The organism is Enterococcus sp. S86.2 (genome assembly GCF_059834485.2).
In genome coordinates this window covers 967,695-989,867 of record NZ_CM206813.1, presented here as the reverse complement: position 1 = coordinate 989,867, position 22,173 = coordinate 967,695, and the positions used below count along the sequence as shown (strand labels likewise).

General features: G+C 37.4%; 20 protein-coding genes. 7 read left to right on the top strand and 13 right to left on the bottom strand.

Features of this window, described 5'->3' with window-relative positions:
* The first annotated feature begins 189 nt into the window (after positions 1 to 189).
* Positions 190 to 687, top strand: coding sequence for a hypothetical protein (locus tag AC6R0T_RS04510; protein WP_303754409.1), 498 nt, complete (start codon positions 190 to 192; stop codon positions 685 to 687).
* A gap of 97 nt (positions 688 to 784) precedes the next feature.
* On the opposite strand, the gene hpf is transcribed toward AC6R0T_RS04510, so the two are convergent.
* The 5 genes from hpf to AC6R0T_RS04485 all read right to left on the bottom strand — a co-directional run bounded on the left by hpf (position 785) and on the right by AC6R0T_RS04485 (position 4,262).
* Complete coding sequence (gene hpf, locus AC6R0T_RS04505; RefSeq protein ID WP_206903160.1) at positions 785 to 1,339, bottom strand: ribosome hibernation-promoting factor, HPF/YfiA family; 555 nt, start codon at positions 1,337 to 1,339, stop codon at positions 785 to 787.
* Between the two features lie 158 nt (positions 1,340 to 1,497).
* Positions 1,498 to 2,178: a ComF family protein gene (locus AC6R0T_RS04500; protein ID WP_303754411.1), complete on the bottom strand. Its 681-nt coding sequence runs from the start codon at positions 2,176 to 2,178 to the stop codon at positions 1,498 to 1,500.
* Positions 2,168 to 3,478, bottom strand: coding sequence for a DEAD/DEAH box helicase (locus tag AC6R0T_RS04495; RefSeq protein ID WP_303754412.1), 1,311 nt, complete (start codon positions 3,476 to 3,478; stop codon positions 2,168 to 2,170). Before AC6R0T_RS04495 ends, AC6R0T_RS04500 begins: the two co-directional genes overlap by 11 nt.
* A gap of 90 nt (positions 3,479 to 3,568) precedes the next feature.
* Entirely contained in the window at positions 3,569 to 3,892 is a 324-nt protein-coding gene (locus AC6R0T_RS04490) for a PTS sugar transporter subunit IIB (RefSeq protein ID WP_230708872.1), read from the bottom strand.
* Between the two features lie 82 nt (positions 3,893 to 3,974).
* A complete protein-coding gene (locus AC6R0T_RS04485; RefSeq protein ID WP_230708874.1) occupies positions 3,975 to 4,262 on the bottom strand; it encodes a DUF7662 domain-containing protein in 288 nt (95 codons plus the stop codon).
* A gap of 118 nt (positions 4,263 to 4,380) precedes the next feature.
* Between AC6R0T_RS04485 and AC6R0T_RS04480 the strand changes: the two genes are divergently transcribed.
* Positions 4,381 to 5,016, top strand: coding sequence for a YigZ family protein (locus AC6R0T_RS04480; protein ID WP_303754413.1), 636 nt, complete (start codon positions 4,381 to 4,383; stop codon positions 5,014 to 5,016).
* Between the two features lie 69 nt (positions 5,017 to 5,085).
* Here the strand turns inward: AC6R0T_RS04480 and AC6R0T_RS04475 are convergent, their stop codons facing one another.
* Entirely contained in the window at positions 5,086 to 5,793 is a 708-nt protein-coding gene (locus AC6R0T_RS04475; protein WP_303754414.1) for a GntR family transcriptional regulator, read from the bottom strand.
* 216 nt (positions 5,794 to 6,009) lie between these two features.
* Positions 6,010 to 10,254, bottom strand: coding sequence for a 2-hydroxyacyl-CoA dehydratase (locus AC6R0T_RS04470; RefSeq protein ID WP_303754415.1), 4,245 nt, complete (start codon positions 10,252 to 10,254; stop codon positions 6,010 to 6,012).
* A 173-nt stretch (positions 10,255 to 10,427) separates the two neighbouring features.
* Here AC6R0T_RS04470 and AC6R0T_RS04465 point away from each other — a divergent pair, with 173 nt between their 5' ends.
* A complete protein-coding gene (locus tag AC6R0T_RS04465) occupies positions 10,428 to 11,033 on the top strand; it encodes a TetR/AcrR family transcriptional regulator (protein WP_303754417.1) in 606 nt (201 codons plus the stop codon).
* Between the two features lie 68 nt (positions 11,034 to 11,101).
* Here the strand turns inward: AC6R0T_RS04465 and AC6R0T_RS04460 are convergent, their stop codons facing one another.
* The 5 genes from AC6R0T_RS04460 to map all read right to left on the bottom strand — a co-directional run bounded on the left by AC6R0T_RS04460 (position 11,102) and on the right by map (position 16,632).
* Entirely contained in the window at positions 11,102 to 11,269 is a 168-nt protein-coding gene (locus AC6R0T_RS04460) for a hypothetical protein (RefSeq protein ID WP_303754419.1), read from the bottom strand.
* Between the two features lie 122 nt (positions 11,270 to 11,391).
* Positions 11,392 to 13,476, bottom strand: coding sequence for a heavy metal translocating P-type ATPase (locus tag AC6R0T_RS04455; RefSeq protein ID WP_303754420.1), 2,085 nt, complete (start codon positions 13,474 to 13,476; stop codon positions 11,392 to 11,394).
* Positions 13,477 to 13,594: 118 nt separating this feature from the next.
* Positions 13,595 to 14,725 carry a glycosyltransferase family 4 protein gene (locus AC6R0T_RS04450; protein ID WP_206903902.1) on the bottom strand — a complete coding sequence of 377 codons (1,131 nt, stop codon included), beginning with the start codon at positions 14,723 to 14,725 and terminating at the stop codon, positions 13,595 to 13,597.
* Positions 14,726 to 14,743: 18 nt separating this feature from the next.
* On the bottom strand, positions 14,744 to 15,682 hold the full coding sequence (locus AC6R0T_RS04445) for a YihY/virulence factor BrkB family protein (RefSeq protein WP_206903901.1): 939 nt from the start codon (positions 15,680 to 15,682) through the stop codon (positions 14,744 to 14,746).
* A gap of 185 nt (positions 15,683 to 15,867) precedes the next feature.
* Positions 15,868 to 16,632, bottom strand: a complete 765-nt coding sequence (gene map / locus AC6R0T_RS04440; RefSeq protein ID WP_303754421.1) for a type I methionyl aminopeptidase — start codon at positions 16,630 to 16,632, stop codon at positions 15,868 to 15,870.
* 236 nt (positions 16,633 to 16,868) lie between these two features.
* On the opposite strand from map, the gene AC6R0T_RS04435 reads away from it, so the two are divergent.
* Positions 16,869 to 17,312, top strand: coding sequence for a flavodoxin (locus tag AC6R0T_RS04435; RefSeq protein ID WP_206903899.1), 444 nt, complete (start codon positions 16,869 to 16,871; stop codon positions 17,310 to 17,312).
* A 266-nt stretch (positions 17,313 to 17,578) separates the two neighbouring features.
* Here the strand turns inward: AC6R0T_RS04435 and AC6R0T_RS04430 are convergent, their stop codons facing one another.
* The gene (locus AC6R0T_RS04430; protein ID WP_206903898.1) at positions 17,579 to 18,151 is read right to left on the bottom strand and encodes a TetR/AcrR family transcriptional regulator; all 573 of its coding nucleotides are present in this window, start codon (positions 18,149 to 18,151) and stop codon (positions 17,579 to 17,581) included.
* 259 nt (positions 18,152 to 18,410) lie between these two features.
* On the opposite strand from AC6R0T_RS04430, the gene AC6R0T_RS04425 reads away from it, so the two are divergent.
* The 3 genes from AC6R0T_RS04425 to zwf all read left to right on the top strand — a co-directional run bounded on the left by AC6R0T_RS04425 (position 18,411) and on the right by zwf (position 22,128).
* Complete coding sequence (locus tag AC6R0T_RS04425; RefSeq protein ID WP_303754425.1) at positions 18,411 to 19,640, top strand: aminopeptidase; 1,230 nt, start codon at positions 18,411 to 18,413, stop codon at positions 19,638 to 19,640.
* 305 nt (positions 19,641 to 19,945) lie between these two features.
* Entirely contained in the window at positions 19,946 to 20,593 is a 648-nt protein-coding gene (efaR, locus tag AC6R0T_RS04420; protein ID WP_206903896.1) for a transcriptional regulator EfaR, read from the top strand.
* A gap of 11 nt (positions 20,594 to 20,604) precedes the next feature.
* On the top strand, positions 20,605 to 22,128 hold the full coding sequence (gene zwf / locus AC6R0T_RS04415; RefSeq protein ID WP_206903895.1) for a glucose-6-phosphate dehydrogenase: 1,524 nt from the start codon (positions 20,605 to 20,607) through the stop codon (positions 22,126 to 22,128).
* Positions 22,129 to 22,173 lie beyond the last annotated feature (45 nt).

The following is a 22,173-nucleotide window of genomic DNA, read 5'->3' as shown; positions in this document are numbered from 1 at the left end:
TTATCTTTTTTAAATAAGGGAAATAAGACAAAATATGAGAAGATATTTAACCTTTTATTTTTCGTAATCAAGCTTTTAGGTGAAATTCATTTTTATTTCACGCTATAATAAAGTTTGTGAAAGCCCATTTTGCTTATTTTACAAAAATAAGCTTACATGCTAAAACCAAACCAAAAGGAGTGAATTGTTGTGGCTGAAAAAATTTACGCTGTCTTAACGTTTTGCGGAGTTTGGTTACTTTATGTTTTTCCTTTGTACCAAGGAGCCTTAGAGTTATCTGAACCTAACAAAATGCTAAAGAGATTTCAAAAAAGCGGGCATAAATATCCCAAAGTATCCCCTTGGTATTGGCTTTTTCCCCCTTTAAAAATTCACAAAGAAAAAATCCGAGGCATAAAAATGTTGCGGGATAATATCAGCAGCAAAAAAGAAATGGATCGACTTTTTCGTTATTTCAACAAGGCGGTAGCTTGGTATTACATCGCTATTGCTGGGGTGCTAAATGGTATTGTTGCGACCCATGAACTATTCGCTATGTTTTCTTTACAAGAGCATTTCATCTCCATGATTGTCTTTGACTGTATTTTAATTTTAGCAGGTCTTTACCATGTTCATTATCGTTTAAATGATGCCCGGAAAAATCGGCTATTAACCAAAATTTTTCAAAGTGAAAAATATAACGAATAAAAAAGCGAGTAACGAAATTTCTCCAAAAAAAACAAAAATAAAAAAAGGTTCAAGCTAGACGACTTAAGACGCCTGGCTTGAACCTTTTTATCTTTTTTTAGTTTGTTTCAATTAAACCGTATTTACCATCTTTACGGCGGTAAACGATGCTAGTGCCATTGGTTTCAGCATCTTCAAAAATAAAGAAGTTATGTCCCAACATATTCATTTGTAAAACAGCTTCTTCACTGTCCATTGGTTTTAATGATAAGCGTTTGGTGCGGACGATATCTAATGCTGCTTCTGTTTCATCGTCACCTGCTTCATTGTTAAATAAAACCGCTGCTTCTGCTGCAGGAACTGCTGTTTCACGAGATTTACGATTGATTTTTGTTTTGAATTTACGAATTTGACGTTCTAGTTTATCAACGACCAAATCGATACTTGCATATAAATCTGGTGAAGTTTCTTCTGCGCGCAATACCAAATATGGTAGTGGGATTGTCACTTCCACTTTCGCTGTTTTTTCAGTATAAACCTTTAAGTTCACATGAGCCGTTGCATCGGGCGCATCTGTAAAGTAACGCTCCAACTTACCGACTTTTTTCTCTACATAATCGCGAATAGCTTCTGTAACTTCAATATTTTCTCCGCGTACATTGTATCTAAACATAACAATTGCCCCTTTCGTCTACCACTAAAGAAGGTAAAAGGACCACTCTTTTGCCTTCTTCTTACTATTATTATAGCGAACTCTAACCTATTTGCAAAGTTAAACGCTAACAAATTCATGAATTTCTCAAATCTATTCATGACGCCTAACATAAGGTTTTAACGTGCCAATGTAAAAGTTGCAACGGCCTTTGCATTGTGGGCGTATAAAAGTGCTACGCCATGGTAAAGCGTACGTCCTGTCGTATAAACATCGTCTACTAACAAAAATTTACGTCCTGAAATTATCACATTTTTTTTGATAATGTAAGGTTGTTTTAAACCCAGCCGTTCCGTTCTTTTTTTACTTGCTTGCGGACGATCGTGTTGTTTACGAATTAAAATATTTTCATAAGTAATACCAGCAGCTTTCAATAGTTCTTCTGCTTGATTAAAGCCACGTTCTTTTTGACGTTCTTTTGATAACGGCAACGGAACAATAATAAAGTCACGATACCTCTTTAGTGCTTGCTTTACCGATAAAGAAAACGTGTGACACAATGGATAATCCCCTTCAAATTTATAGCGATACAACCAGTCTTTAAAAGCATCATTATAGTGATAAAGTGCTTGGTGATAAAGAACAAAGTCAGGATACATTTTTCGCCATTTTTGACAATCTTGGCAAAGTTTATCGCAATTTGGACGCATGCACCCTTCACAGGCGCACTTGGCTTCAATTTTTTGAAAGCGAGCCAGACAGTCTACACATAATTCTTCATTTGCAAGTAACCAAGGAAAGATGATTTCTTGTATCAAAAGATTACGGCTAATTTTTTGCTGACAATTACTACATTTCATTAAGCAACCCTGCCTTTTTTGCTTGCTGATTCAAGTTTTTAGTTGTTTGAAGCGTTTTTCTTATTGCGTTTGTCATTTGCGTAAAATAAAAAACGACCTCGCTATTTGAAAAATCACCTTTACGATCCGCTCTTCCAGCAATCTGTAAGAGGGTAGCTTGGGTAAAAATTAGATGATCTGCACCAAAAACCAAAACAGAAACATTGGCAAAGGTCACACCGCGTTCCATGACAGTCGAACAGCAAAAAATTTGAAATTTATTTTGTCGCATACGTTTTACTTTTGTTTGGCGCTCACAATCTGCCGCATGCACACTGCCAACAGCGACGTCCCCTAATTCCATTTTGAGAAATTTTTCCATGGCCAACACTTGCTGTACTGTGGCGCAAAATAAGAGTAAGTGATTGTGTTGTAATAATTGCATCACTTGACTTAAAAACTTCTTTTTAATTCGGTAGGATAGTGGTAATTTTTGTGTCTTGATTCTTATTAGTTTTGGAAGAGGTAACTGGCGACGATGAAATCGTGCAGGTAGACAAAATAATCCCCCTGTCTTTTGAGCAGCTTTAATTTCAGTTTCACTAGGGGTCGCACTTAAAAAGACACAAGAACCTGTTTTGTGTAAGGCATTGTTTACAGCAAAATGTAGTCTCTGATCACCAGCGTAAGGAAAGGCATCAATTTCATCAACGACAATCAAATGAAATGCTGCTTTAAAATAGAGTAATTGGTGGGTCGTACAAACCAAAAGCGAAGTTGGCTGATAGGGTTTAGCACCATAATGACGCAACCCGATTTCAAGCTTTGGAAATACAGCTTGCAAACGAGGCTGAATTTCACAACAGACATCAACACGTGGACTACAAAATGCCACACTCAGGCCTTTAGCTAAACAATAATGAAGTAATTCAAACAACATTTCGGTTTTACCGGCTCCAGTGACTGCATAAACTAAACTGGCTCGCTGTTGTTTAAAATTTTCTACTAATCCTTGACTGATTTTTTTCTGCGCAGCAGTCAGTTGTCCGCAAAAAATCAAGTCTACTGTCTTTTTTTTCGGGTTTGCTAGTGGCAGCACACCTAAATAATGGCTAGAAGTAACGCGACCAAATGCCATACACGCACGGCAGTAATGACGGCCATCGGGCAATTGATTTTCTGATTTTAAAAATTTAGTATTGCAGCGACGACAACGTAAAAAAACTCCATCAACTGTAATCGCCTTTTGAAAAGACAGTGCTGATTTTTTTCTTACTTCTGCTTTTGTTACCAAGTACTGATAGCCAGGATAAAATTCCATTTTTTTTCACCTCAAAAATAGGTACGCAGAAAGGATAAAAAAAGGTGAACCAAACGTTAAATTTAACGTTTGGTTCACCTTTTTGTACTATTATTTATTTTCGATTAACGTCATGGCTTGTTTTAAAACATTTTCGCCATTCATCATGCCATAATCGGCCATATTGATGACATCAAGTGGAATTCCTTTTGGTGCTAAGCGTTTTTCAAAGTCGCCTTTCATAAAGCGAACTTGTGGTCCTAATAACATAACGTCAACGGGTTTGCTTTCAATTGAATTATCCGCATCTGAGGCAGATACCGCAAAGACATCTGCTTCAACACCTTGTGCTTCTGCTGCTTTTTGCATTTTTGTAACTAATAAACTGGTACTCATCCCAGCCGAACAAACTAACATAATTGTTTTTTTAGCCATTTTATTTCCTCCTTATGTAATCTTTAAGCTTAACTTAGGCTTACGTCAATTATAAGATAACAATATTTTTTGTCAACGCTTACTACTTGTCTTCCGCCAGCAACCACTTGGCTTTGACGAGTTTATTAAAAACGCTAAATTCTTTATCCAAATTAACATAAACGACTTCATAGCCGGCATTTAACCATGCATACGCCCCTTTTTCAGGGTAATGATAATCATTGGCCCACCATTCTTTGGTTTTACGAGCACTTTTGGGCAGACCACTAGCAGGAAATAATAGTTCATCAAATTGAGTAAAGGTCAGTGTTACTTGCGACCCGCCATTTGTTTTCAAATAATGTGTAATAACGTCATATTTTCGTGCCATGCTGATCACCTCTCCTAATTATCGCTTAAATAAGGTTAAAAGTGCAACCAATAGCTATTTGCAACTTGTTGGTATTTTTTTTATACTAAAAATAAAAGTCAAGCTAAGGAGTACCTTCATGATAGATCACTATTTAACGATTCAAAAAGACGGGGTAGCCGAAATTGAAATTAAAAAATCTCGTTTTATTTGCTCATTAAAACGAGTGGAAACAGAAGATGAAGCTAAACTATTTATTCAACGTGTAAAAAAAGAACATTGGAAAGCTACCCATAATTGCAGCGCTTTTGTAGTCGGGGACAAAAGTGAAATCAAACGTAGTAGTGACGATGGTGAACCTAGTGGAACTGCTGGCATCCCCATGTTAGAAGTGTTAGTCAAAAAAGATTTAATCAACGTTGCAGCGGTTGTTACTCGCTACTTTGGCGGGACAAAATTAGGAGTGGGGGGATTAATTCGCGCTTATTCTCATGCTGTTTCCCATGGAATCGATGAAATTGGTATCGTTGAAGGAAAACTCCAACAAGAAGTTTCACTAACAATTGCTTATCCCTTACTAGGAAAGTTGCAAAACTACTTGGAAAACAACCAGCTAGCGATAAAAGAGACACTATTTACCGATGAGGTAGTGGTTGTCTGCTCAATCGATGAAGAAAGTATAGCCGCCTTTGAAGCAAGTATCACTGAACTGTTAAGCGGTCAAGTACAGTTTTTTTATGGTCAAAAAACTTATAACGAAATTTTGCTAGCATAAAAAGCCTTCGTTTATGCCAAAAAGTACGCTGTAAAAACAGCTATACTTTTTGGCTACAAACTTAGGCTTTTATTTTTCTAAATAAAATTCAAATCGGTTGCCAACGTACTGGGTTCTCACATATTCAAAAGGAACACCGTCATCTAGATACGAAACTTGACGCATCCGCAAAATTGCATCTCCCCGTTTAATCTTCAAAAATTCGGCAATTTGCTCTGAAGCTAACATGGCAGAAACTGTTTGATTTGCACCGCCAATTTTTAAACCGCCTTTTTCTTCTAAAGTTTTATAAAAAGAAGTCGTAATTTCGGCTTTACTATATTCTTTAATTAAATGCTCTGGAATGCTGGCAACTTCAAAACAGATTGGAACATCATCAGCATAACGAATTCTCTCCATTCGTAAAATACCTTCTTCTGGGGCCAATTTTAATTTCTCCATTTCTGAAGAACTTGGCGCCGTCATAAAATAAGAAACTACTTTACTAGAAGGCTCTCTGCCTTGAGATAGCATAATTTCAGTAAAACTAGTCGTGCCAGTCATTTTTTCTTGGACTTTTTGTCGTGCCACATAAGTTCCAGATCCGATTTTTCTTTCCAAAATCCCTTCATCTGCCAAAGTTTGGATTGCTTGGCGCAAGGTCATCCGACTAACACTAAATTGAGTAGCCAACTCCCGTTCTGATGGCAAGCGGTCTCCGATTTGCCAGACCCCTTTTTCAATTTTAGTTTTGATTTGGTCGTGAATCTGAATATAAATTGGTAAACTATCAGACATTCATTATTTCTCCTTCAATTAAGATCACATTTGATGTAATATTTCCACTCAAATCGTATCATCATTATAACTGGTATATACCTAATTAGCAAACTTTTCAGCTGCTTTTCTTCTCCTTCATCACAAAAAAAGCCTTGGAAATTAGCTATCTTCCCAAGACTTTTTTCACTATTTACTTTTACACTTTCATTTTGGTACAGATATTTACTGTCATTTTTAAACCGAAAGTTCTTCTTCAGTTAACATTTTATTGGCTGTGGCCATCATTAAACGAATTCGATTTAATTGATTTACTAAAGACACACCTGGATCATAATCAATCGCAGCGATGTTAGCTTTTGGATATTGATGACGCAATTCTTTAATAACGCCTTTACCAACTACATGGTTTGGCAAACAGCCAAAAGGTTGCATACAAACAATATTATTAACACCCGTTTTTAACAACTCAATCATTTCCCCAGTTAAAAACCAGCCCTCACCCGTGTGATTTCCAATGGATAAAACTTTGCTGGCATCTGCTGCTAAATCGTAAATAGACTGAATACCATCAAAGCGCTCTGAAGCTCGCAGTGCTTTATCCATCGGACGTTCAACCATTTCGATTAAACGAATCCCAAATTCAGCTAAAACTTTCCCTTTTTTGGCCATTCCCAAATTCTCATACTTCCAAATTTGATTGTATAAAGAATAATTCATAAAACCAATAATATCTGGAACTACGGCTTCAGCCCCTTCTGCTTCTAGTAAGCGCACAATATCATTATTGGCCGTTGGTGAATATTTCACTAAGATTTCCCCAACTACACCGACTTTGGGTTTCACTGCATCAGACAAAGGGACAGTATCAAAATCAGCGATAATTTTTTTCATATTGCGATTAAACTGGGTCAATGAACCATTGCGTACATTTTTAGCTACTTTTTTCAACCAATCTGCATGCATTTGATCAATTTGACCTTTTTTAAGTTCGTAAGGACGAGTGCGATAAACCACCCGTTCAAATAAATCACCATATAAAAAGGCAACTACAATTCGTTTTAACATCGGCAGGGTAAATTTGAAACCTGGATTTGATTCGACTCCTTTATTTCCCATCGATACTGAAACGACTGGCACTTGTGGGAAGCCAGCATCATTTAAAGCTTTGCGTAAGAGCGGAATATAATTTGTCGCACGACATCCCCCACCAGTTTGTGTCATCATCACACTGGTATTGTTTAAATCGTAAGCACCGCTTTCTAATGCCTCCACTAATTGACCAATTGAGATAATGGCAGGGTAACATGCATCGTTATTCACGTATTTCAAGCCAACATTTACAGCATCTTTATCTTCTGCAGGTAAACAAACCACATTATACCCCGAAGCTTTTAAGGCTTCATCAACTAGTCCATCTTGATGAATCGGACTAAGCATCGGCAATAGTAAAGTATGTTTTTTACGCATATCTTTAGTAAAGACGATTTTTTCTGGCTCATCGTAGCGTTTTGTTGGCGTGAAGTCTTGTTTATCCCGTTCCTTCACTGCTGCTTTTAATGAACGCAAGCGAATCCGAATCGCACCTAAATTCGAGCCTTCATCAATTTTTAGCACCGTGTAAATTTTCCCATACTGGTCCATGATTTCTTCGACTTGGTCAGTTGTCACTGCATCCAAACCACAGCCAAAGGAATTCAATTGCACTAATTCAAGATTTTTAGATTTTGCCACCACACGTGCTGCCGCATAGAGGCGGGAATGATAAACCCATTGATTTACCACGCGCAAATTACCAACATCACTTAAATGAGAAATACTATCTTCGGTTAAAACATGGAAACCTTCTTGGGTAATAACTTCACTGATACCATGATTAATTTCAGGATCCAAATGATACGGACGGCCAGAAATAACGATACCACGTTCTCCTTTGGCTTGTAACATGGCCAAAGTTTCTTCACCTTTATTGCGAATGTCTTGTTTAAAGTTTTCCAATTCTGCAAAACCATGGTGAACAGCAGCAGCCATTTCTTCTTTTGTGATTCCCAAATCTGCAAAGGTTTTGCTCAAGACCTCAATTACCGCAGCCTCATTTGCTAAGTTCAAGAAAGGATTGCGGTAATCAACTTTACCTTCGCGAATATCATCAACATTGTTGCGAATAACATCGGGATAACTTTGCACAATGGGACAATTAAAATGATTGTCTGCTTCTGGACTTTCTTGCCGTTCAAAAACCACACCAGGGTAAAAAATCAGTGGTACTTCTTTGTCAATCAAAGCTTGAATATGACCGTGAGTAATTTTAGCTGGATAACAAGCGGTATCACTTGGAATCGTCTCCATTCCTTGTTCATACAACGCTTTATTTGATCGGGGTGAAAGTTGGACTCTAAAACCTAAATCTGTAAATAACGTATGCCATAGAGGATAATTTTCATACATATTCAAGACTCGAGGAATCCCCACCACACCTCTTAGCGCATCTTTTTTCCGCAATGGACGGTATTTGAAAAGACGTTTGTATTTATAATCTATTAAATTGACGCGACGATCTTCTTTTTTAATTTTGATTTTTGCTCCGCGTTCACAGCGATTTCCTGTTATAAATTGACGTCCATCAGAAAAAATTGTGACCGTTAATTGACATTTATTTTCACACAAATTGCAATGGGTGAATTCTTTTTCAGCAGTAAACGTCGCTAATTCTTCGGCATCTAAAATCGTGCTTTCTTCAGCAATATCATAATTTTCTAATGCGATTAATGCGGCACCATAAGCACCCATTAACCCTGCAATAGAAGGTCTGACAACTTGACGCCCAGAAATTTCTTCAAAAGCACGTAAAACCGCTTCGTTATAAAATGTTCCTCCTTGGCAGACAATTTTTTCTCCCAATTCTTCAGGACGACGAATCTTAATTACTTTATAAATGGCATTTTTGATGACCGAATAAGAAAGTCCTGCTGAAATATCGCCAACACTGGCACCTTCTTTTTGGACTTGTTTTACCTTTGAATTCATGAAAACCGTACAACGAGAACCTAAATCTACCGGCGCTTGTGATTGTGTGGCTGCAAGGGCAAAATCTTTTACATCGTAATTTAGCGATTTAGCAAATGTTTCGATGAAAGAACCGCAACCAGATGAGCACGCTTCATTTAACTGAATGGAAGATAAAACACCATCTTTAATCGTCATAGCTTTCATATCTTGGCCACCAATATCCAAGATAAAGTCTACACCTGGTTGAAAATGATTGGCTGCTTTGTAGTGAGCCATGGTTTCGACTTCGCCAATATCGACTTTCAACGCATTTTTGATGAGATGTTCTCCGTAACCTGTTACTGCTGCTTTTCCGACAAAAACATCAGCTGGCATTTTCTGATAAAGATCGGTTAAAACTGCCATGGTTGTTTCGAGTGGCTGGCCTTCATTGTTACCGTAAAAAGAAAATAATATCCGACCCGCATCATCAATTAACACCACTTTTGTTGTGGTTGAACCTGCATCGATTCCTAAAAATGCTGCGCCTTGATGCGTAGTCAAATCTTTTTCTTCTGCTGTTGCTTGGCCGTGACGTGTTCTAAATTCTGTTAACTCCGCATCACTACTAAATAAGGGTTGTAATGTATCGGTAGGCTTTAATTGGTCTTGTTGTCCATTTTCTAAGCGGTCCAATAAATTTGCTAACGTGGTAGCCTCACCTTCTTTAGCAAACAAAGCTGCCCCCATCGCCACAAATAGTTGTGGATTTTCAGGAAAAACAATATCTTCTGGGGCGATATTTAACGTCTCAACAAACCGTTTTCTTAGTTCAGACATAAAATACAAAGGACCACCTAAAAAGGCAACTTTTCCTTTGATTTTTCGTCCTGCAGCAAGGCCTGCAATTGTCTGATTAACCACCGCTTGAAAAATACTCGCTGCAATATCTGCTTTATCAGCGCCTTCATTAATTAAAGGCTGAACATCGGTTTTAGCAAAGACACCACACCGAGAAGCAATAGGATAAATTGTTTGATAATTTTTTGCCAATTCATTAACCCCATTGGCATCCGTTTTTAAAAGTACCGCCATCTGATCGATAAAAGCACCGGTACCACCGGCACAACTACCATTCATGCGTTGCTCTAATGCCCCTTCAAAAAAGGTGATTTTAGCATCCTCACCACCTAATTCAATGACGACATCTGTTTGAGGGATAATTGTTTCAACCGTTTTGGTACAAGCAATTACTTCTTGCACGAAGGGAATTTCTAAAACTTCTGCCAGACCCATCCCACCAGAACCGGTAATTTGTAAAGATACGGGAGTATCTTTGATTACTGCTTGACCTTCAGACAAAATTTTATTTGTCGCTTTTTTCACATCCGAAAAGTGACGTTCGTATTTTGCGAAAATTGTTTCATTTTTTTCATTTAAAATGACTAATTTAACCGTCGTAGAACCGACATCAATACCTGCTTTTAATTTCATATGTATCACCCTTTTTATACAACAGCTTGTTGATTAACTTACAACCCGTCTGATATAATACTCATGTCTATTTTAAATTCTTGCTCACTTTTTGACAATACACAAACAAAAGCAGTTTGTGACATAAGCAACAAACTTACGTTTTTTGTTGCTTATCTAGAAAGGAAATTTCAATGAGAAAAACTGACTTACGCGTTAAACGCACAAATAAAATGATTATTGAAGCGTTTATTCATTTGGTGGAAAAAAATGGGTATGAACAAGTTACCGTACAAGATATTGCCGATCAGGCAATGATCAACCGTGCGACTTTTTATGCTCACTACAAAGACAAGCAAGACCTGTACGAAACAATTTTCGATTATGCGCTAACCGCCTTTACCTCAGTTTTAAACCCTGCCGAATTGGTAAAAGGCAATCGGATTAAAGTCAGACAAATCGAAGTCGTTATGACTAAAATTTATCGGAATATCCATGAAAATCGCAAATTCTATCTGACGATTATGGACGCTTCGGCAAATGAAATTTTACGTAAAAAAATTGCCGACATATTAAATGAACAATATGCCGACGTCTTTAACCGTTTAAAAATTACCGAAAATGAAATTGAAGTGCCCATGGACTTTATTATCGAATATATGACCTCCATTTTTATCGGCACTTTACATTGGTGGCTAACAACAGATTCACAAATGACACCAGAACATCTGGCCAAATTGGTTATTAAACTAGTTGGTAACGGCCATTTAACTGTTTTAGGTATTGAAATTGAGAAATAAAAGGCTCTGGAGAAAGTTTTTACAACTTTTTCGCCAGAGCCTTTTTTAATCAGATACTTTTCATTTTTTTAATAGTTTTTAGCCCGCCATTTAATTGTGTGCTTGGTTGGACGTGCTTTTTTTAAGTCTAGTCCCTTTTTAGAAACGTTGATAAAGTAATCATCATTTTTTAACATATAACGAACTTTTTCAGCTGTTTCAGTTACAGTTTCAGCAATCTTTTCTTTGATTTTCATATGAACTCCTCCTACTTATACCTATTTTCATTGTACAAAACAATAATGAAAATAGGCGATCTTCTTTTTTATTTTAGATGAATGTAGGACTAAGAGCAAATGAAACGAGCCCATAACTTATTTTAAAGCTTTGGTGTTTTTAAACAGCGCATCGCATTTAAAACTGCAATTAAAGTGACCCCCACATCAGCAAAGACAGCCCATCCCATTGCAACAAAACCGGCAGCACCTAAAATCAAAAAGAAAATTTTGATAGTGAGGGCAAAAATAATATTTTGCTTTACAATTTTTAATGTTTTACGGGCTATTGTGATTGCCGTAGCAATTTTAACCGGGTTATCATCCATGATTACAGCATCTGCCGCTTCGATGGCTGCATCACTTCCTAAGCCACCCATTGCAATCCCAATATCAGCTGTTGCTAAAACCGGCGCATCATTAATTCCATCTCCCACAAAGGCAACCTTATTATCATTTTCACGCAATTTTTCTACATGGCTAACTTTATCTTGTGGTAAAAGACGGGCATAAACTTGATCTAAACCTAATGTTTCGCCTACACTTGCGGCAACTGCTTTGCGATCACCGGTTAACATAACTGTTTGTTTGACCCCAAGTGCTTTTAATTTGTTGACTGCACCTTTAGCTTCTGGTTTAATCTGATCGTTTACTACCAAATAGCCAGCCAATTGACCGTTGACTACTAAGTAAACAACGGTGCCTAAACTGCTTACTTTGGGTAAAGCAATATGATGCTCTTTTAAATATTTATCATTTCCAGCAAAAACTTCTTTTCCCTCAATTATGCCGCTGACACCAAAGCCGGCAATCTCTTTACTTGCACTTACAGCAGGTATTTTTTCATCTTTTGCCGCTAAAACTATTGAACGTGCAATAGGATGACTTGAATTTTGTTCTAAAGCACTGGCATAGGCTAAAACAGGAATTTCACTTTTTTCAACCACGACTTTAGCAACAGCAAATTCACCTTTAGTTAAAGTACCTGTTTTATCAAAAACAACTGTGTTAACTTTTGCTAAGGTTTCTAAATAATTTGATCCTTTGATTAAAATTCCGGCACGGCTAGCACCTCCGATACCACCAAAGAAACTGAGCGGCACTGAAATAACCAGCGCACAGGGACAAGAAATAACTAAGAAAGTTAAGGCTCGGTACAACCATTCTTGAAAATCACCGACAAATAGCGTTGGAACTATGGCTAATAGGAGCGCTAAAACTACAACAATTGGCGTGTAGACACGTGCAAATTTTGTAATAAATCGTTCTGCTGGTGCTTTTTGACTACTGGCATTCTCTACTAAATCTAAAATTTTGCTGACCGTTGATTGACCAAAATTTTTCGTTACTTCCACGATTAAAGTAGTATCTTTGTTAATACAACCACTCAACACCTGATCACCGACGGCTACGGCTTGTGGCATGGACTCACCTGTCAAAGCAGAAGTATCCAAATAGCCACTCCCTGTTTTTACAATCCCATCCAAAGGAATCTTCTCACCAGGATTTACCTGAACTAGCTCTCCTATCTTAACTGTTTCAGGTTTCACCATTACCGACTCATTTTTTGTAACTAAACGTGCAACGTCTGGACGTACATCCATTAAGGCTTTAATATTTTTGCGAGATTTCCCCACCGCATAGTCTTGGAAACACTCACCGATTTGATATAAAAGCATAACCAATACCGCTTCTGTGTGATCTCCAATAAAAAAAGCGCCAATTGTTGCAATGGTCATCAAAAAGTTTTCATCAAAGACTTGACCAGAAAATAAATTTGTAACTGCCGTTTTAACAATGTCATAGCCGATTAAAAGATAGACGGCTGCATACAAAATTGTATTCCAAGGATCTGTAAGTTGCAAAAAAAGTAGTAATGACAGTGCTAGCGTTGTAAGTAAAATTCTTGTCACTAATACTTTTGCGTTTTTGTTTCCATGATCGTGATGATGTTTTTGGCTAACTGTATCTTTTTTTATCATCGTTACATCTGGCTCAATTTTTTTTATAAGTTGCTTACTTGTTATCTCAATGGCTTCTGCATTTTTTTCATCGCAATCAATCGCTAAGCTTGCCTGCATAAAATCCACTTGTGCCTTACTCACTCCATCAACTTTTGCTATTGCGCGTTCGATTTTAGTGGCACAATTTGCACAATCCAAACCATTTAATTGATATTTTAATTCCATTTTAAACACTCCTTTACAACCGTTTACATGAATATCTTTTCATATGTATTATAAATGAATACCAATTCATATGTCAAGCGTAAAAAAAAGAAGTTTCGCAACTAAGCAAAACTCCTTATTATTTATCCTCTTTATCTTCTGGATGTTTGTTTAAAACATCTTGCCGAAAACGGCGATTGCCTAAAAATTTCAAAGCACACATTAACGGTTGTCGATTTTCTCCCACCAAACCAATTAATTCAATAAATAATTCTAAACCAATAGCAGTAAAGAGAATTAGCAAAACCGTCGCCCAGGTACTCGCATAATTCATTAATAAAGCAATAAAAGAAAAAACTAAGGCTAACGCATAAATTGTCAGCACTGCCCCGCGATGGGTAAAACCTAAAGAAAGTAGGCGATGATGTAAATGCATTTTATCAGCCGAAGAAATAGGTTGTTTATTAAACTTACGGCGAATCATCGCGTAAACAGTGTCTGTAATTGGCACGCCCAAAATAAACATTGGTGTTAAAATCGTGATAAATGTGGCATTTTTCAATCCTTGCAAAGATAAAATCGCAATCATATAACCTAAAAAAAGTGCTCCTGTATCGCCTAGATAAATTGTCGCTGGATGAAAATTATACGGAAAAAAACCAAGGATAGCAGCTACTAGGCTAAAGATAATAATTGCCAAAAAAACACCCGTACGCGGTAAGAAAAAGTAACTAATCAACCCGATTGTCGTTAATCCAATAATGGAAATCCCAGCCGCTAAACCATCCAAACCATCAATAAGATTGACAGCATTGGTTATTGCTAAAATCCACAATAATGTTACCGGTAAACTCAACCATCCTAATTCAAAGCGACCAAAAAACGGCAAACTAAAGGTATTAATTTCAATGCCCCCAATGAAGTAAGCCTCCAAAGCGGCTAACGTTATCCCTAGTGTCTTTTGCAGTGGGGTTAATTCAAAAACATCATCAATTAAGCCGGTAATAACAATGATCAATGCACCTAAAATCATTGGCCAAACTTTTCCAATCGGTAACGTATCATTAAATTCCCAAAGCACCGCAATCGAAAATGAAATAAAAATACTCAAGCCACCAGCTGTTGGCATCGTTTTGGTGTTAATTCTTCTAGCCCCAGGTTTATCCACTGCCCCAATTTTAAAAGCCAAAAGTTTAATAATAGGTGTCAAAACCAAAGAGATAATCATTGTTAAAAAGAGCCTTATAATAAAACGAAAGGTAAAGGTCATCGTGTTTTCTCGCTTTCTTTACTTAGAAGAGTTCTTGGAATCATCTTTGCCAATTTTAGCTTCAATTTTTTTGCTAAGCTTGGTTAATGGTCCTTTCCGATCTTGAACTTCTTGTCCGGTAATATACTCTGCAATAATTGCATTGGTAATACCACCTAAAATAATTATCGTTGCAGCCATATTCAACCACAACATTAAGACGATAAAGCTACCAATAATTTGATAACCGCTGACTTTGGCAGCGAAAAATTGCGCATACAAACCAAATGCTTGTCCCAAGACCATCCAGCCAATCGTCGCCACCACAGCTCCTGGCCAAGTGGTCATTAACTTGACTTTAGCGTTTGGTACAATCCAATAAATAATCATCATAATCGCTAGTAAAGCAACAATTGTTAGGGGCCACTTGAAGCGCTGGAAGGTGTCGATAATCTGGCCTGAAAAACCAAGTATTGGTTGTAAGCCATCTAACAACATGCGACCAAGACCTAATACGACTGTTACACCAACCATGGCGACTAAAAGTAAGACAATTACAATTACAGAAACAATTCGTACAGCAATAAAATTTTTACGATCATTCACGCCATAGGCACTGTTCATAGCCGTTTGCAGACCATTAATACTTTTACTAGCTGACCATAAGGCAGCTAGTGCTGAAATCGACAAGACACCACCAGAACCTTGGGTCAAAAGGCTTTTGATTGCTGGACCAATAAAAGTATAAACCTCTTGGGGAATAATATCTTTAACATAAGGCAAGATAGAATTTGGATCAATTTTTAGAAAAGGTAATAAATTTCCCACCGCAATTAAGAGGGGAAAAAGTGACAATAGTAAATAATACGCAACAATGACTGCGTTATTTCCGATTTGAGCATCACTAAACCGATTTTTTACAATAGTGAAAAACCGCATTAATTTTTCGTTGTTCTTTATTTTTTCAACAAACTTCATCTGGCACTCCTTTAATTTTTTTGCAAAAGAAATGTCGCTAACTAGGTAAATGAAACACTTGGTAGTAAGAAAGTAATTAACAATCACGACAAACCTATCGCTTATCGAGATTGTTAATTATTTTCTTAAATTAAATTTCAGAATAAGCAAGCACCAAAGGGCACTTGCCTACTCCGTTACTCAAATTAATACGTACCTTCTTCGCCTTGGGAAGTCAAAATTTGTGGTCCTGCTTTTGTGATGGCAATTGTATGTTCATACTGACAACTCAAACCACCGTCTAATGTATAAGCCGTCCAGCCATTCGGGTCCATTTTCATTTTCCAAGTACCAGTATTTACCATTGGTTCAATGGTAATCACCATTCCTTCTTTTAAGCGCAACCCTTTACCGGCTTCACCAAAATGAGGAACAGCTGGTGCTTCATGAATGGTTGGCCCAATGCCATGACCGATAAAGTCTCGCACAACACCGAAGCCTTCTTTTTCTACATAGGTTTGAATAGCATGGCCGATATCGCCAATCCGATTTCCTACTTGTGCTTGGTCAATGCCTAAATACAAAGCCTTTTTCGTAACAGCCATTAATTTTTCAACTTCTGGCGTTGCACTGCCAACCACATAAGCCCAACAAGAGTCTGACATTGCGCCTTTTAAGTCCACACACATATCTACCTTAACTAAATCTCCTGTGTGTAAAGGCTTCTTACGAGGGAAACCATGACAAATTTCTGAGTTAATGCTGACACAAGTTGCGTACTTGTAGCCTTCAAAACCAATTTGCGCGGCTACGCCACCATGGCTTTCAATAAAATTACGAACAAAAACCTCAATATCCCAACTTGTGATACCTGGTTTAATAAAATCACGTAAATGTTTGTGAACATCTGCCAACAACGCACCAGATTCTCGCATTGCTTCAATTTCTCTAGCAGATTTTAATGTAATCATACTGTCGTCTCCTTTTAAATAAAGATTCCTTTTAAACTAATCGTACAAATAAAAGATGATAAAAAAAGATTTTTTTATCTTTAAACCTTTATTATTCTACCACAGGCACCGGTTTTCGCCAAATATTCAAATAACACAATAGTAGGCAAGGTACCTTACTTTTGTTATAATCGTTACGAACTTCAGGAAAATCATGAGAAACGATAGTTTAATTTTTACTTAAAGGAGTGGCTGAAATGGCCTTAGCAAAAATTGTCTACGCCAGTTTAACCGGCAATACCGAAGAGATTGCCGATGTTGTGGCAGAAGCATTAGAAAATTTAAATATTGATGTTACAGTTGATGAGTGTACGCAAGTTGACGCAACCGAGTTTGAAGAAGCAGATATTTGTGTTGTCGCAACTTATACTTATGGCGATGGCGAACTTCCTGATGAGATTGTTGATTTCTACGAAGAACTGCAAGAATTGGACTTAGCTGGAAAAATTTATGGTGTCTGCGGTTCTGGGGATACTTTTTATGACGACTTTGCCAAGTCAGTTGATGATTTTGAGCAAGCTTTTGAAAAAAGCGGTGCAACAAAAGGCGCTGACTCAATTAAAGTGGACCTAAATGTTGAAGCAGAAGATATCGACAATTTAGAAGACTTCGCTAAAAAACTCGTCACAGCTTTGGGATAACTAGCTCTATTATTAGAAAAGCCTACAAACTGCCCTCAGTTCTCAAAAAATTAGCATAGGATTTTTTGAAATTGTTTCTTGTATTTTTGAAAATTTCGCATACTTTGACGAACTATTTTTTAAAGCTACACACCAAGATGATATTTGCTTGATTTCGTCAAAAAAGAACCAAAAGATTTGCTCGTGTTCTAACCAAATACTAGGTTACAAAGAACACAACTTGCATGAGGAGCTAATCTTTTGGTTTTTTTATTTTTACGCTCTAATTAATAATTAATTTCTAGTGGCTCTTTTCTTTCCACAATTTGTTTGATTGTGTCCCGCATTAAGGCAATAATTTGCTCTTCTGTTGGGTTAATAATTCCGGATGATTTCAAGGCCGCAATTCCAGTTGCGACAATCCAACAACCAGTATGCAACGATTCAATTTCACTGTCTGCCAAATCTTTAAAGGCCAAATCAGCTTTTACCGCATTAGAAAAATATTGGAAAGAAAATTCCTGCATCTCTTTTCCACCACCGTACTCTTCTAGATACATCGCCCGATACAAGCGCTTATGTTCTGTCGCAAAACCAATATAATTCAAAGCTAAATCAACAATATTTTCCCCAGTGTGTTCTACTGGAAAAATCTCAGTTGCTAAATAATCGTGTAGTTTTTTGATCAACGCCATTTTAAGATCTTCCATGTTTTTAAATTCCAAATAAATTGGCTGTGTTGAACACTTCATTTTTGCCGCAATATTTCGGGCAGTGAAACGGGAAAAACCATCAGTAGCAACGACATCATAGGCCGCATTCAAAATCTGATCACGGGTGATTGTTTTCTTTCTTGCCATTATTTTTTAACTCCCTTTTCCTTTAGTCTTATCGTTTTTTTGTTATATTAATATTGTACCATGTTTTTTTGTCTTTGCAAAAAAGAAAACGACAACTATTTTTGCTTTATAAAAAAATATTTTTTAAAAAAGACGATAAAACGGAAAACAAGCCCTTTCATTGTCTTTAATTTTGTAAAATGATATTATTTAAATAGTTTGAAAATTGACAATTAGAGCTATATTTTGTCACTTCTTAAAAGAATTTGGAGGTTTTTTTATGACAGATTTTAATACCAATTTAGCAAAATACGCTGAGCTAATTGTGGCAGTGGGCGTGAATGTTTCAAAAGGCCATACCGTCGTTTTACAAATTAGTGTCGACCAAGCGCCTTTAGCTCGCCTAATCACGCAAAAAGCTTACGCGTTAGGTGCAGCAGAAGTTTTAGTCCAGTGGACAGATGATCAAATTCAACGGGAATTCTTACTTCATGCTGATGAAGAACGTTTAGAAAATATTCCTGCTTATAAAGTCGAGCAAACAGAAGACTGGCTAAAAAAAGGAGCAAGCCGCATTAGTGTTGTTTCTTCTGATCCAGGGGCATTAGCTGGTGTCGACGCCAATCGCGTAGCAACTTATCAAGCTGCTAGTGGCAAAGCAATGATGGGCCTACGAAAAGCAACACAAGCCAATAAAGTTAGTTGGACAGTTGTCGCAGCCGCTGGAAAAGAATGGGCGCAAAAAGTCTTTCCTGAACTTGAAGCTGAAAAAGCGCAAGCAAAATTATGGGATGAAATCTTTAAAACAACGCGAATTGATACAAAAGATCCCATTGCTGCTTGGAAAAAACACGATGAAACATTGCGCAATAAAGCAGAAGAACTAAACAAAGAGCAATTTTCTGCCTTGCATTATACAGCGCCTGGTACGGATCTAATTATCGGTCTGCCAGAAAATCACCTTTGGGAAGGTGCAGGTAGCTTTAACGCTCGTGGAGAAGAATTTATGGCCAACATGCCGACTGAGGAAGTTTTCACTGCCCCAGATTTCCGCCGTATTGACGGTATAATCTCCAGTACGAAACCATTAAGTTACGCTGGTTCAATTATTTCTGGGATGAAATTCACCTTTAAAGATGGGAAAGTCGTTGATTTTTCCGCCGAAGAAGGTCAAGAAGTTTTAGCTAAATTACTAGCTACCGATGAAGGGGCTAAAAGTTTAGGGGAAGTTGCATTAGTGCCGGATCCATCGCCGATTTCACAATCGGGTATTATTTTCTTCAATACACTTTTTGATGAAAATGCCTCCAACCACCTAGCCTTGGGCTCAGCTTATGCCTTTAGTTTACAGGGCGGAACTGAAATGAGCGAAGAGGAATTAGCAGCTCATGGTTTAAATCGTAGTCAAACTCACGTAGACTTTATGGTAGGCTCTGATAAAATGAATATCGACGGGATAAAAAAAGATGGCAGCAAAGTTCCTATTTTCCGCAATGGTGACTGGGCTTAAATTTTGTAATTTTAGTTTAATAACTAAGAACTGACACTGGCAAAATTATCCTGCAATCGCGATGAACCGTCATAAAAAAAGACTTTAACCAAATTGAGTAAATAAAAAGGCCGAAAAAGGTCTTTTTATTTACTCAATTTTAGCTTTAAAAAAAATCATACGAAACATTTGTCTATCTGTACTAACTTCAAGCTGAAAACATAGTAAATCAAGCCGTTTTTTGGTAAAATTTATAGTGATAGCCTACTGACTAACAGTTAGCGAGCCATTGTGAATGAGACATTCACCAGAAAGGATTGACTCCTGTGACACCTAATCGTGAAGATTATTTAAAATTAATTTTAGAACTTGGTGGCGACGAAGAAAAAATCAGCAATAAGCAGATTGTCGCCGGACTAAGTGTTTCACCTGCTTCTGTTAGCGAAATGCTATCTAAGCTGGTAAAAGAAGGTTTAGTCGAACATACTGCCTACCAAGGCGTGCAATTGACTGAAACTGGTAAAAAAAGTGCGAGTGATTTAGTTCGTAAACATCGCTTATGGGAAGTTTTTCTCGTGGAACACCTCCACTACTCTTGGAATGAGGTCCATGATGATGCCGAAGTTTTAGAGCACGTTACATCTAGCAAATTAGCCAAACGTTTAGAAGATTATTTAAACCATCCGCCATATTGCCCCCACGGAGGACAAATTCCGGCTGAAAACGCCTTGGTTACAGAGAAAAAACGGCAAACATTAGCAGATTTTCCAGTCGGGACAAAAATTAAAATCGCCCGAGTATTAGACGAGCGAGAGTTACTGGATTATCTCGTTAGTATTGACTTAGCCATCCACGAAGAATACACCATTACTGCTATTGCGCCTTATGAAGGTCCAATCACAATTGCCAATAAAGAAAAAAATATGGCGGTCAGTTATAAAGCTGCCAACACGATTTTTGTCGATAAATTGTAAGGAGAGATCACATGACTGAAAATACTAATGTATTGTTTACCATCTTCGGTGCTACCGGAGACCTTGCCAAACGAAAGCTTTACCCATCTTTATTCCGCTTATATAAAAAAGGAGAGTTAAGCGAATGCTTTGCAGTAATTGGCACTGCCCGCAGACCTTGGAGTGATGCACATTATCATGAAGTCGTTAAAGAGTCTATTGCTTCTTTAGAACCAACAAAAGAAGAAGCAGACAAATTTGCTAGTCATTTTTATTATCAGTCTCACGATGTTTCTGATACTAGTCACTATTCGGTTTTAAAAGAATTGACGGATACTTTAAATGAAAAATATCAACTTGGCGGCAATCGCTTATACTATCTGGCTATGTCTCCCCGCTTTTTTGGGACTATCGTTACCCAATTAAAGACAAGTGGTATGTTAGCTACCGATGGCTACCATCGCGTTATCATTGAAAAACCATTTGGTTCTGACTTTACTTCTGCCAATGATTTGAATAATGAAATTAATGAAGTTTTTGCCGAAAAAGATATTTATCGAATTGATCACTATTTAGGTAAAGAAATGGTACAAAATATCTCAGCTATTCGTTTTGCCAACAATTTGTTTGAATCTATGTGGAATCAACGCTACATTGACAATGTTCAAATTAGTTTAGCAGAAAATTTAGGTGTTGAAGATCGCGGCGGCTACTACGATCAAAGTGGGGCATTAAAAGATATGGTACAAAACCACATCCTGCAAGTTTTATCTTTACTTGCGATGGAGCCACCGGTAGCTTTCACAGAAGAAGCAATCCGCAGCGAAAAAATAAAGGCCTTAAATGCCGTACGCCTTTATTCAGAAGAAGAAGTTTATACAAATTTCATCAGAGGACAATACACAACGGGTAAACTTGGGGATAAAGAATTTATCGATTATCGTCATGAGCCAAATGTCGCAAAAGATTCTACTACCGAAACTTTTGTTGCAGGCAAATTTTTAATCGATAACTTCCGTTGGTCTGGAGTACCTTTTTATGTCCGTACAGGTAAACGCCTAACGGAAAAAGGCACACGGATTAATATCGTCTTTAAACAAGTACCAATTAATGTCTTTCGTTCTAGCACGACTGAAGTTAATACCCAAAGCGAATTACCGCCAAATGTTTTGACAATTTATATTCAACCAACAGAAGGTTTTAGTATGACGTTGAATGGAAAAGAAATCGGTCAAGGTTATTCTACAAAACCCGTAAAATTGGACTACCGCAATACTGCTGAAATGGTAGAAAACTCACCAGAAGCTTACGAACGTTTGATCTTTGACGCTTTAAATGGCGATAGTACCAATTTTACCCATTGGGATGAAGTGGCACAATCTTGGCGCATCGTGGACCGCATTCGCGCTGCTTGGGATAAACAAAAACCTGATTTTCCTAATTATGCTGCTGGTACAATGGGGCCACAAGCTGCTTTTGATTTACTGGCAAAAGACGGTTTTACATGGATCTGGCAACCAGATGAATGGTATAAAGAACGGAATTTATTAGACTAAAATTCAAATCTTTATCGTTTTAACACCAAAAAAATCTCCAGTACA